Annotated in this window: 20 protein-coding genes and 1 pseudogene; 11 read left to right on the top strand and 10 right to left on the bottom strand. The window is 63.9% G+C overall.

Annotated features, from left to right (window positions below):
* Positions 1–92 precede the first annotated feature (92 nt).
* The 7 genes from F6X38_RS23315 to F6X38_RS08265 form a co-directional block, all read right to left on the bottom strand.
* Entirely contained in the window at positions 93–239 is a 147-nt protein-coding gene (locus tag F6X38_RS23315; RefSeq protein WP_161992667.1) for a hypothetical protein, read from the bottom strand.
* A 126-nt stretch (positions 240–365) separates the two neighbouring features.
* Positions 366–611, bottom strand: a complete 246-nt coding sequence (locus F6X38_RS08285) for a hypothetical protein (protein WP_150969232.1) — start codon at positions 609–611, stop codon at positions 366–368.
* Positions 611–922: a hypothetical protein gene (locus tag F6X38_RS08280; RefSeq protein ID WP_150969230.1), complete on the bottom strand. Its 312-nt coding sequence runs from the start codon at positions 920–922 to the stop codon at positions 611–613. The genes F6X38_RS08285 and F6X38_RS08280 overlap by 1 nt, the downstream gene beginning before the upstream one ends.
* Positions 922–1,758 carry a hypothetical protein gene (locus tag F6X38_RS08275; protein WP_150969228.1) on the bottom strand — a complete coding sequence of 279 codons (837 nt, stop codon included), beginning with the start codon at positions 1,756–1,758 and terminating at the stop codon, positions 922–924. The genes F6X38_RS08280 and F6X38_RS08275 overlap by 1 nt, the downstream gene beginning before the upstream one ends.
* Entirely contained in the window at positions 1,755–2,321 is a 567-nt protein-coding gene (locus tag F6X38_RS08270; protein ID WP_150969227.1) for a hypothetical protein, read from the bottom strand. The genes F6X38_RS08275 and F6X38_RS08270 overlap by 4 nt, the downstream gene beginning before the upstream one ends.
* A 42-nt stretch (positions 2,322–2,363) precedes the next feature.
* Entirely contained in the window at positions 2,364–2,534 is a 171-nt protein-coding gene (locus tag F6X38_RS23310) for a hypothetical protein (protein ID WP_161992666.1), read from the bottom strand.
* A 13-nt stretch (positions 2,535–2,547) separates the two neighbouring features.
* Entirely contained in the window at positions 2,548–2,850 is a 303-nt protein-coding gene (locus F6X38_RS08265; protein WP_150969225.1) for a hypothetical protein, read from the bottom strand.
* Between the two features lie 108 nt (positions 2,851–2,958).
* On the opposite strand from F6X38_RS08265, the gene F6X38_RS08260 reads away from it, so the two are divergent.
* A complete protein-coding gene (locus F6X38_RS08260; protein ID WP_150969223.1) occupies positions 2,959–3,210 on the top strand; it encodes a helix-turn-helix domain-containing protein in 252 nt (83 codons plus the stop codon).
* On the top strand, positions 3,207–3,695 hold the full coding sequence (locus F6X38_RS08255; RefSeq protein ID WP_150969221.1) for a hypothetical protein: 489 nt from the start codon (positions 3,207–3,209) through the stop codon (positions 3,693–3,695). Before F6X38_RS08260 ends, F6X38_RS08255 begins: the two co-directional genes overlap by 4 nt.
* A gap of 646 nt (positions 3,696–4,341) precedes the next feature.
* Here the strand turns inward: F6X38_RS08255 and F6X38_RS08250 are convergent.
* The gene (locus F6X38_RS08250) at positions 4,342–4,623 is read right to left on the bottom strand and encodes a hypothetical protein (RefSeq protein WP_150969220.1); all 282 of its coding nucleotides are present in this window, start codon (positions 4,621–4,623) and stop codon (positions 4,342–4,344) included.
* A 132-nt stretch (positions 4,624–4,755) separates the two neighbouring features.
* Between F6X38_RS08250 and F6X38_RS08245 the strand changes: the two genes are divergently transcribed.
* The 9 genes from F6X38_RS08245 (at position 4,756) to F6X38_RS08210 (ending at position 8,493) form a co-directional block, all read left to right on the top strand.
* Positions 4,756–5,028 carry a hypothetical protein gene (locus tag F6X38_RS08245; protein ID WP_150969218.1) on the top strand — a complete coding sequence of 91 codons (273 nt, stop codon included), beginning with the start codon at positions 4,756–4,758 and terminating at the stop codon, positions 5,026–5,028.
* Positions 5,025–5,261: a hypothetical protein gene (locus tag F6X38_RS08240; RefSeq protein ID WP_150969216.1), complete on the top strand. Its 237-nt coding sequence runs from the start codon at positions 5,025–5,027 to the stop codon at positions 5,259–5,261. Before F6X38_RS08245 ends, F6X38_RS08240 begins: the two co-directional genes overlap by 4 nt.
* Positions 5,258–5,503 carry a hypothetical protein gene (locus F6X38_RS08235; protein ID WP_150969214.1) on the top strand — a complete coding sequence of 82 codons (246 nt, stop codon included), beginning with the start codon at positions 5,258–5,260 and terminating at the stop codon, positions 5,501–5,503. The genes F6X38_RS08240 and F6X38_RS08235 overlap by 4 nt, the downstream gene beginning before the upstream one ends.
* Entirely contained in the window at positions 5,503–6,156 is a 654-nt protein-coding gene (locus F6X38_RS08230) for an SOS response-associated peptidase (RefSeq protein ID WP_150969212.1), read from the top strand. Before F6X38_RS08235 ends, F6X38_RS08230 begins: the two co-directional genes overlap by 1 nt.
* On the top strand, positions 6,156–6,446 hold the full coding sequence (locus F6X38_RS08225; RefSeq protein WP_150969210.1) for a hypothetical protein: 291 nt from the start codon (positions 6,156–6,158) through the stop codon (positions 6,444–6,446). The genes F6X38_RS08230 and F6X38_RS08225 overlap by 1 nt, the downstream gene beginning before the upstream one ends.
* Positions 6,443–6,940 (top strand): thermonuclease family protein, encoded by a 498-nt coding sequence (locus tag F6X38_RS08220; RefSeq protein ID WP_246191254.1) that lies wholly within the window; start codon positions 6,443–6,445, stop codon positions 6,938–6,940. Before F6X38_RS08225 ends, F6X38_RS08220 begins: the two co-directional genes overlap by 4 nt.
* Before the next feature lie 282 nt (positions 6,941–7,222).
* Positions 7,223–7,402 carry a hypothetical protein gene (locus F6X38_RS08215; RefSeq protein WP_150969209.1) on the top strand — a complete coding sequence of 60 codons (180 nt, stop codon included), beginning with the start codon at positions 7,223–7,225 and terminating at the stop codon, positions 7,400–7,402.
* Positions 7,403–7,630: 228 nt separating this feature from the next.
* A complete protein-coding gene (locus F6X38_RS24280; RefSeq protein ID WP_425482839.1) occupies positions 7,631–8,035 on the top strand; it encodes a DUF3800 domain-containing protein in 405 nt (134 codons plus the stop codon).
* The gene (locus F6X38_RS08210; protein WP_210248882.1) at positions 7,948–8,493 is read left to right on the top strand and encodes a hypothetical protein; all 546 of its coding nucleotides are present in this window, start codon (positions 7,948–7,950) and stop codon (positions 8,491–8,493) included. Before F6X38_RS24280 ends, F6X38_RS08210 begins: the two co-directional genes overlap by 88 nt.
* A 233-nt stretch (positions 8,494–8,726) precedes the next feature.
* On the opposite strand, the pseudogene F6X38_RS23870 reads toward F6X38_RS08210, so the two are convergent.
* Positions 8,727–8,891 (bottom strand): annotated as a pseudogene (locus F6X38_RS23870) (IS1595 family transposase); the annotation flags it as partial.
* Positions 8,890–9,225 (bottom strand): hypothetical protein, encoded by a 336-nt coding sequence (locus F6X38_RS08205; RefSeq protein WP_150969205.1) that lies wholly within the window; start codon positions 9,223–9,225, stop codon positions 8,890–8,892. The gene F6X38_RS08205 and the pseudogene F6X38_RS23870, both read right to left, overlap by 2 nt.
* Positions 9,226–9,275 lie beyond the last annotated feature (50 nt).

Here is a 9,275-nt window from a genome sequence, read left to right as displayed (position 1 = left end):
GCGAAAGCCGGCGGTCAGTCACGAGTGATGGCGCTGGTAGTACCCTGTCTTGATGTTTGCCCGGGGTCCTAACCCAGCCGGAACTGAAAGTTTCAGCTCAGGACAGTGATGGCAATGCCAAGCCAGACCATGGCGCTGATCGCAATCCCGAACAAGATGCCGCGCGCCACACATAGAGTGTCATTAATTTGGTTGATCCCGCCGCGTCCCCAAGTGGCATAATCAACGTTGTACGTCACGATCCGCTCTCCCGCCGTCCGAACAAGCTAGACTATTGTAATGATTATTGGCGGGGAAGCGCCAAGAACTGTGCCGCCTACTGTTGCGTCGCTACGGATCGGCGGAAGCGTCGAGTGACCAGACCTCTACGTCTCGGCGCAACACGCAGCGGCGTGGGGCTCCTCCCGATCATCCGTTGCTCCCCAGGCCATTGTCTTCGTCCAGCCGAGCGACGGTTCGAAGTCCGCATCGCCGTCCAGTTCGTCGAGGATGTCGACAAGCCGTTGGATCTCGGCAGCGATCCGTTTTCGCAACCGATCGCGAATGCGCATCCGCTGTTTCGCTGCCGCGGTTCGGAACCGGTCGGGGTTGTAGGCAAGCAGCGTAGCCATCACGCCACCCCTCCTGCGATACCCTGCATGGCGTGGTGCGCCAGCCGCCGGTCGAGGGCGAGGCTGGCGATCTGCCGGAAGCGTTCCTTGTCGCCCGGCGTGACCTGCCCGAACTCGTCCAGCAGCTCGCCGATCGCCACGAGCGTCTCGGTCTCGAACCGCTCCCTAACGTCGGCCGGCATCGGTAGCGCGAACATCAGGATGGCGCAGTCCGCCGTCTCTCGGCCGATCCGGGCGGCCAGCGCGGCGACGCGCTCGGCCAAGGGGTTTGCGAGCGGCGCGAACGCCTCGATCGGGGACGGGCCGCCCATCAGGACGCCCTCCCTTCCGGCCGGCCAAGGAACAGCGTCTCGTTGATGTCGGCCGCGCCGTTGGCGATCATGTCGTCGACGACACGCCGTAGGTGCCCCATCAGTGCCGGAGCCAGCCGACGAAGCAGCACGAGGCTGAAGTCGTCCTGCTCGTGCGCGTACTCGAACAGCGCCAGCATGCCGAGTTCCGCAGGCGAGACGCCAGTCGCTTCCGCCTCGATGCGCTCGCGCACCGCCCAGCGCCGCTCATAGGCGGCGTCGTAGGCCGCCTCCAGTCGCGTCAGGCCAACGGCGGCCTTCCACGCGAGCTGCTCGCGGCGACGCGCGACGAGCTTGCGCATGCCCGCAATCGTTTCGAGACGCACCCGCCGGCGCTCCTCGCCCTTCAGCAGCCTGGGCATGCGATGCGTGAACGAGCCGTCCGGCTGCTTCTCGAACGCGCCGCCGGCGTACAGCGCCGCCTTCCGGGCTTGCCAGTAGTCCCTCGGTCCTCGGCGGATGATCTCGAAGCCATGCTCCTTGACGGGTGGGAGCGGCAACTCGGCGACTTCCGGCCAGCCCGACGTCGCGCCGCCCTTCGTGCCGTCGTGCAGGAGACGGCTTGGACCGGGTTGCGCCCAGGCCGGCATCGCCTTCTCGGCAGCGTCCATCGCGCGAGCGATGCGCCACTCGTCCTGCGCCTCGGCGAGGTACTCCACCAGCAGCGCATCGATGTGGGTGGCGAGCGGATCGGCGGCAGCAGTCGATGCTGCCTCCACGGTAAGCACGCTGCCGGCCGCTGCGGTGGCGAGGCCAGCGCTGGCGGTGGTGTGAAGGAAACGACGACGCGAGATCATGCGAGCGTCCTCCCGCCGCCGGCAGCTTCGATCTCGCGGACGAAGCGCTCTAGGCTCTCGTCGTCCCAGTCCCAGTCCAGCATCGGCTCGGGGCTGTCGCCCCATTTGGCAAGGTCGAACCGCAGCGTCCGAGCCTTCACTGCGAAGCCGGCCAGCGTTGTCGCCGACAACGCTCGGATCTTCTCCGTGACGGCAGCGACCCGCTCCGACCATTCGTCAGAGGGGCCCCAGTCGCCATCCACCGCGACGCTGTAGTCTGCCCACCACGCTTCGAAAGCCGGGCCACCTTCTGTCGGAGCCGGCCGGGCCGCCTGGAAGGCCTCGGAAGCCGCTTCCGCCTTTGTCGTGCTGGATTTGTATTGCGCGAACAGGGCATCGAACTCGATGCCGAGCGCGACGAGTTCGGCATCGGGATGCTCGGCCGCTTGCGACGACGAGGTCAGTACGGCGATGCCGCTGGCCGCGACGACGGCGGCGCTGGCGTTGGCACTGGTGCGCAGGAAGGCACGGCGGGACACGGCGGGCGCAGCTTCGCCGGTCGCCCGGATCGGGACGTTAGGCATTCTCGGATCTCCTGATGACGGATGGCGGTGTTCGGGGTGGCCCTACTCGGCCGGCATGTTCAGCGGCGGACGCGGCAAGGGCGGCACGCGCAGCATGTCCATGATGGCGTTGTGGACGAGCGTGGCGGCGTTGAGCGGCAAGGCGCGGACGAGCGCGAGGCCGGGATCGGCGAGCGGCGGCTCGGACGGCTTGGCGGACGCGGGTTTGGTCACGGCGGCTCTCCTCTCAGGCGTGCAGAGCGAAGCGGGTGCGGACGGCGGCGGCGGCGCGCTCGAAGCTCATGTGCGCCGGCAGGTACTTCAGCGCGTCCATCGCCGTGTGGAAGGCGGTCGGCTCGGCCGACGTGACAGGCACGGCGATGACCGCAGCGGCGCGACGCTGGCGGGCAGCGTCGGCCTTGGCGTTAATCCAAGCCTGCCGCAGGACGCGACTGAACAGGCGGCGGCAAAAGCGATCGTAGCGGGCGGCGATAGCCACCTTGCGGTACGATGCCCACGCGGCGGTCATGATGGTGGAGCGGTTGATCATTGCCAGTTGCCTTTGGATCGTTCGTGATCCATTATGTATGATAAGCGATCCAGAATGTAAACCCTTTTGTATCGCCCGTTATCCAGAATGTTTCACGTTGAGGGGCGAATGATCGAAGCCAGCCAGTTAAGGGCGGCGCGAGGCCTGATAGAATGGTCGCAAACGCAGCTTGCTGAGGCGGCGGGTCTTTCCCTGCCGACCATCAAGCGGATGGAGAAAGTTGGCCCCGGCCGGAGTTCCGCCGACAACGTGAATGCCGTCCGTCGCGCTCTCGAAGCCGCTGGCGTCGTCTTCCTCGAGGCTGGTGCGAGTGCTGAGGGTGGGCCTGGCGTCAGACTGCGGAAGGATCTCGGAACATGATTGGCCGCCTCGTCCTCGCGTTGTCGGCCGCAAACATGCTCGTCGTGTCGGCAAACGCCGAGGTTGGGAAGCGCTACCTCAACGCCCGCTTCGTCTATGGCATCACGATCCCTGCGGGCTTCGGGCCGATCCGGGAAGCCGACAACGGCGACGGTGGCCATTCAATCTCGAAGCTCGGCCATGCTGACCTCGCCGTTTGGGGCTCGAATATTATGGAAGGCAGCTTCCAGGACGAAGCGGCAACGCGCCGGACGGACGATGAGCGTGACGGCTGGCGCATCGTCTACAGCCGCAACGCGCCAGACTTCGCCGTTCTGTCCGGCACCCGGGGCGAACGCATCGTCTATCAGCGAGCTATCCCCGCCTGCCCGGAGCAAGTCGCCTTCTTCCGGCTCGAATACGATGCAAGTGCCAAGCAGGCGATGGATCCGGTCATTCGGGGACTGACGAAGTCGTTCAAGCGGGTCCAGGGCTGCGATCGTTGATGCTATCTGACCCGTTCATCGCCGAGAACGGCGGCCGGGCCGGCGTCAGGCCGCGGAAGGAACAGTGACGTTGACGTCAGGCGGCACCGGTTGTGCAAAACGCGGCGTCAATGTGGCAAACACCGCTTTAGCGTGTAACAGTCCCCTGAGCATTTAGGGGAAATAGCATGCGCATCAGGATCATTGCGTCGTTACTGGCAGCAGCCGAGTTCGCCGCCTGCGCCACTACGCCCCCGCCGTCGAGGGATGTGGCGAGCCTGACGAGCAAAGACACCCTGAACCTCTGTAAAATCGCGCTTACCGACAACGACGAAGCCTATCGAACCGCGGCCGCCAAGCTCGCTGTCCGGCGCGGCGCCACCCTTGAGAAGTGCCAGCGGCTCATTGCGACTGATGGCGCCATCATGACGGGCATCGCTGTGGTTGGGGTTGGTGTGGCGGCCGGAGCTGCCGCCCCAGGTGGATATGGGGGTTATGGTGGATACAGACCGTATCGCGGCAACTGCCCTACGCCTGACAGCATCGACGCCGCTGGTAACCGTTGCGGTCGTCGGAGTGCTGCGTCACGCCCAGGCGGGTATAGTGGCTACGGCGGCTACTAGTCGCCTGAACGAATGGACACGGTAGTGGTGCCGTGCACCGTTCGTCATGCCTGCTCATCTCTCCAAACCGGCCGGCGTACCGTCTCGACTCGCACGAGGCGACGGATAACGAGCCCACGCCAGTCGGAGCCGACCGGCCGCCACGTGCGCACCGTTACGTAATCTTGCTTGTCGCAAGCCTCGCACCGGATGCGCCGCTCGACGGTATCCACGTCGATATCGCCGAACAGGAGGCGAAGGTCATCGGGATCGTAGTGCCGGGATGTGCGGCAGAGATTGCAGCCGATCGCGACCAGAAGCCCTTGCCGCTTCACCAGCGTCAGCAACGGTCCATGCTGATATCGGCTTCGCCCCATGGCCGGCCAAGCTGGGGCGATATAGGAATATAATCAAGCGCAACGGCCTGCATTCCGGCACGTCGTTTTATCGAACGCTGCCATTCGGTTGGTTGACGGACCTTGCCCAATCAAACGAATGTGCCGGGAATGAATTTCTCGCTTGACGACCTGATGCCGTCCCAGCGCCGCCTCCTGGCGAAGCTCTGCGGCACCGACGCGCCGGCCACGGCAATTGGCTGCGAGATTTCCGAGCTGTCGGATGCTGAAGTCATCACCGCGCAGACGATGTTCCCGCTCGGCCTGATTGAGGTCGTAGACGGCTGGCGAGGCACGCATTGGCTGATGCTGACGGTTGTGGCGCAGCGGATGATGATCGAAGGGCTGACGGAATGACTGTGACGTGGGCGGATCTCAGCCAATCGCAGCGCCGCACGCTCATCGCGCTTGACCACCGCTACGGATCGACGCCGGACGAGTTGAGCGCCCGTCAGGCGGAGGACGCCCGCGTGCTTGAACGATTCGGCCTGGTAGACATCGCCGAGCGGTGTCTAACGGATTTCGGCCGCTCCGTCGTTGATGACGGCGTCGGTCCGGCTCCCGTTGAGAGCGAGGCAACAGCCCATTGAACGTCACTTGGTCCGATCTGACAGAGGTGCAGCAGCAGCTCTTGGTTAGGCTTAACGACGGCTACCCGCATGAGGACAGCGTTGGCCGTTCGGTAGATCAAATTTGTCCGGAACTTCTCGCCACCGCAGGATCGATGATCGTGCTTGGGTTGGTGGAAGAAATGCCCGGCTGGAGAGACAGCCTCTGGCTGCGGCTGACGGAAGCTGGCCGGCGTATCGAAGACGGAAGCGCAGTCGGCTGATGTGCAACCTTTACTCGATCACCAAAGGCCAGGCCGCGATCCGCGAGTTCACTAACGCGGCGCTGAACAACGCCGGCAACCTGCCCTCTCTCCCGGGCGTGTTCCCCGACACCTCCGCTCCCATCGTCCGGGTGACGAGGGGCGAGCGCGAACTCGCGATGGCGCGCTGGGGCATGCCGTCGCCGAAGTTCGCCTTGGAGGGCAAGAAGACCGATCCGGGCGTGACGAACATCCGCAACACCAAGTCCTCGCACTGGCGGCGCTGGCTTAACCCCGAGCACCGCTGCCTGGTGCCGCTGACGTCCTTCTCGGAATACGACACGATCGACGGCAAGAAGGTGCCGGTCTGGTTCGCCGCCAACGACGACCGGCCGCTGATGGTGTTTGCGGGCGTCTGGACGACATGGACCAGCGTCCGGAAGATCAAGGAAGGCGAGGTCACGGTCGACGCCTACGGCTTCCTGACCACCGATCCGAACAAGGAGGTGAAGGCGGTTCATCCGAAAGCCATGCCGGTGATCCTGACGACGCCGGAGGAGATGGATACGTGGCTCCGGGCGGGTTGGGACGAGGCGTCGGCGCTGCAACGACCGCTGCCGGACGGGAGCTTGCGGATCGTCGCCAAGGGTGAGCGCAAGGACGGAGACGAGTGATGACGGTCGACCCATTCGCCGCGTTGGCGGAGATCCTAGAGCGGCCGCTCTACCCGCTGACGCTCGAACGCTTCACGCCTGAGCAGCGCGCTTTGATCGCGATCCTGCTGGACGGCGACAATACCGGCATGGGGACGAGTGGAAAGTCGCTAACGCTGGCCGAACGGGAAACCGCGCTGGAACTCTTTCAGGACGGCATTGCGGATTACGTGATCGACCCGGATGGATCTGAGTGGCTTCACCTCACAGCCCGCGGCGGACGATTGGCAAACGGGGAAGCGATCGGATGAGAGCATCTATGATCGCGGCGGCGGTGCTGCTGGGGATGGCCTCGACGGTCAGCGCCGCGCAGCCGATCGCCGGCCGGGTCGAAGTCGTCGACGGCGACACGATCAAGGTCGACGGCACGAAGGAACGCGTTCGCCTGTTCGGCATCGATGCGCCCGAAAGCCGGCAGTCTTGCCGCAACGCCGCCGGCCTGCGGTATCTCTGCGGCGCACGGGCGGCCGACGCCTTGGCGCAGATCGTCGGCCGCAACGGACAGGTCGCCTGCGAGGAACAGGACCGCGATCGTTACGGACGGATCGTCGCCATCTGCCGGCTTGATGGGAAGGACATTGGAGCCGCGATGGTGAGTGGCGGCTGGGCACGAGACTACGCGCAGTACAGTCATGGTCGCTACGCGGCACGCGAGGCCGAGGCGAAGGCGAAGCGCCGCGGCGCGTGGGCTGGTCGCTGGCAGGCACCGTGGGAATGGCGGCGAGAGAGGCGGGACGGCGGCTGAACGCGAGGCGCTGGCACATTGGACGCCGCCGGCCGGACGGCGACGACGGTTCTGGCAGCAGCTGGCGTCACTACGCGGACAACATCGGCAGCCAAAGGCTGCACGCTGCCTCGAGGGTTCCGGGCAGTCATTCACGGAGTTTCGATGCGTCGCCTTCTGGTTCTCTTGCCGTTCCTCGCGCTGTCTGCAACCGCGAACGCCTCGTCGCCCGACGCATGGGCTGCATTTACGCTCGCCGTTGCCGAGAAGTGTGCGGCGTCCAGCGGACTGAAGCACGCGCACGTGTCTGAGCTTGTGCAGTTCGACGACACGCTGAACAAGGTCGTGACGCTCGTCACCGGCGTGTTTCCGCAGCGCACCTTGAAGGGCGCGAAGGGCAAGATGCTGTGCGTCTACGACAAGCGGACGAAGCAGGTGTGGATCGACGAGGCGAAGGGCTGGAGCGCGCCAGACCTACACTGACGGCTGGCGCGGATCGCGCTGGCTGATGCTGACCGGGGCGGCGCGTCAGCGGGTCGCGGACGGGATCGGAGATTAGGCGCCGAGCGCGAAGTTTCATCGACAGTTTGCTGTGGCGCCCTCTAGGGTAGAGCCAAAGCGTTGCTCAATGTCATCGGTCTCAAGCTGACACGCGGCTTCGCGGAACTGGTCGATTTGGCCTTTGCGCGCCTCACTTTGCTTCGTCGTGGAATGACCCTCGAGCTACAATCCCAAGAACCCTACTTCTTAGCCTACATCGATGAGGCGGGCGATCCTGGCATCAGGACCGTCGCGCCGATTGATCCCAAAGGCGCGAGTGAATGGTTTGTTGTCGGCTGCACTGTCATGCGCGCAACCAATGAGCCTAAGCTGGTGGATTTGGTTCGTTCGATCAAAGTCGATATCCGATCTACTCAACGGCCCGATTTGCACTTCAGGTACCTAATGAGCCGCGAAGGTTGGCAGTTTGCACTGCGGTTGCGAGCGCAGAATTACGAAATTTTGTTGTTATCTCAAACAAAAAGAATATGCGAAAATACAAGAACCCAGCAGCCGAAGCTTTCTCGATGCACCCGAAGGACTACTTTTACAATTATTGCATCCGTGTCCTGTTAGAGCGCGTCAGCGAATGGTGCGCTCACCGAGCGGTGAAAGAAACCGGACGTCCGCAACCCGTCAAATTGATCTTCAGCAAACGCGGCGGTCACAGTTATCGTCATGTCTACACCTACCTATCGCTGCTCAAGAAGCAGACCGAAGAGAGCCGTTTGTTCCAAACGGCCCGGGCGGTTGACTTCCGTGTTGTGGATCCCGCAAACGTGGAAGTTATAGCTCACCAGATTAATGCCGGTTGCCAAGTCGCAGACGTTGTTGCGAGCGCCTTCTTCCAAGCGGCAAACGCTGGCACCCGGCACTGGACGACGCGACATGCTGAGGCTTTGAGGCCCCGCATGGCGTCCAGAGGCAGCATCTTCGCGAACGCCGGCGTAACGCTTCTCCCGTGGAAGAACTGGACGTTGAACTTGTCCGAAGATCAGAAGTCTATCTTCCGCTTCTACGGATATCAGATTTAGGGGTGGCGGGTCCTGGCCTCGTTACCATCGGGGGCATGTAGGCCACCATCCAGTGGGCGACCGTCCTTACCGACTGCTTCACACGACGATGAAGCCCGAGGGGGTTCCAGCGTACCCCGCCGCGTCGAGAGTTAAGCAGAAGTTCGGGAAAGTCAAGATGTTTCAATGCGTTATCCCTGTTGCTGATAAGCCTTTGATACTGACTCGCTTTCCCGCAGAAGCCGCCTCTGAACGGCTGCGACTTCGTTAATCCGCCGGTAGGTCAGACGCATGCCCTTCACTCCGGTTAGCGCGCGCGGCACCCTTCCGTTATCGTCAACGACACGCCTAATGCGGTTGTTGTAACGGAAGTCGAACTTTGCGAGATAGCGGTGCAGGTGCTTCTCACTGCACTCCTCACTTCGCCGCCTCCAGCTTCTCCAGCCTTGGCAGGATGTCGGCGGTCTCGATGGCCTTCCGCTGCGCCTCGATGACGGCGACGATCTGCTGCGCCTCGGCCGGCGATAAGTCCCCGTAGGACACAGCCTCGATCACGGCAGCGATGGCATCGCGAACGCCGTCCGCCGTCGAGGTGTCCGGCAACGCGATGGTGACGCGCTGCTGCGTCGGCGCGAGGCGCGGATGTACGAAGGGAGCGACGGCGTTCGCCGCCCAAGCGCGGTCCTTCAGGTCAGCCGTCTCGTCTCGATAGAGGTTCGTCAGGAAGGCGAGCGGCGACAGACCGGAACCCATCAGTTCGGCGACAGCATCCGCTGTCCGGCGGTTCGGGACGCCCGCCGGTC

Origin of the sequence: Plantimonas leprariae (genome assembly GCF_008802405.1) — a bacterium.
GTDB lineage: Bacteria > Pseudomonadota > Alphaproteobacteria > Rhizobiales > Rhizobiaceae > Plantimonas > Plantimonas leprariae.
Note: the sequence above shows the minus strand (reverse complement) of the source record. Positions and strands in the feature narration are given on the sequence as shown.

What these genes read in the sequence shown, in the direction of transcription:
- F6X38_RS08275 (WP_150969228.1), bottom strand. Translation starts at nt 1,758, where the DNA reads ATGATCTCGCGTCGTCGTTTCCTTCACACCACCGCCAGCGCTGGCCTC.
- F6X38_RS08285 (WP_150969232.1), bottom strand. Translation starts at nt 611, where the DNA reads ATGGCTACGCTGCTTGCCTACAACCCCGACCGGTTCCGAACCGCGGCA.
- F6X38_RS24280 (WP_425482839.1), top strand. Translation starts at nt 7,631, where the DNA reads ATGACCCTCGAGCTACAATCCCAAGAACCCTACTTCTTAGCCTACATC.
- F6X38_RS08260 (WP_150969223.1), top strand. Translation starts at nt 2,959, where the DNA reads ATGATCGAAGCCAGCCAGTTAAGGGCGGCGCGAGGCCTGATAGAATGG.
- F6X38_RS08210 (WP_210248882.1), top strand. Translation starts at nt 7,948, where the DNA reads ATGCGAAAATACAAGAACCCAGCAGCCGAAGCTTTCTCGATGCACCCG.
- F6X38_RS08220 (WP_246191254.1), top strand. Translation starts at nt 6,443, where the DNA reads ATGAGAGCATCTATGATCGCGGCGGCGGTGCTGCTGGGGATGGCCTCG.
- F6X38_RS08270 (WP_150969227.1), bottom strand. Translation starts at nt 2,321, where the DNA reads ATGCCTAACGTCCCGATCCGGGCGACCGGCGAAGCTGCGCCCGCCGTG.
- F6X38_RS08255 (WP_150969221.1), top strand. Translation starts at nt 3,207, where the DNA reads ATGATTGGCCGCCTCGTCCTCGCGTTGTCGGCCGCAAACATGCTCGTC.
- F6X38_RS08230 (WP_150969212.1), top strand. Translation starts at nt 5,503, where the DNA reads ATGTGCAACCTTTACTCGATCACCAAAGGCCAGGCCGCGATCCGCGAG.
- F6X38_RS08240 (WP_150969216.1), top strand. Translation starts at nt 5,025, where the DNA reads ATGACTGTGACGTGGGCGGATCTCAGCCAATCGCAGCGCCGCACGCTC.
- F6X38_RS08225 (WP_150969210.1), top strand. Translation starts at nt 6,156, where the DNA reads ATGACGGTCGACCCATTCGCCGCGTTGGCGGAGATCCTAGAGCGGCCG.
- F6X38_RS08205 (WP_150969205.1), bottom strand. Translation starts at nt 9,225, where the DNA reads ATGGGTTCCGGTCTGTCGCCGCTCGCCTTCCTGACGAACCTCTATCGA.
- F6X38_RS08280 (WP_150969230.1), bottom strand. Translation starts at nt 922, where the DNA reads ATGGGCGGCCCGTCCCCGATCGAGGCGTTCGCGCCGCTCGCAAACCCC.
- F6X38_RS08265 (WP_150969225.1), bottom strand. Translation starts at nt 2,850, where the DNA reads ATGATCAACCGCTCCACCATCATGACCGCCGCGTGGGCATCGTACCGC.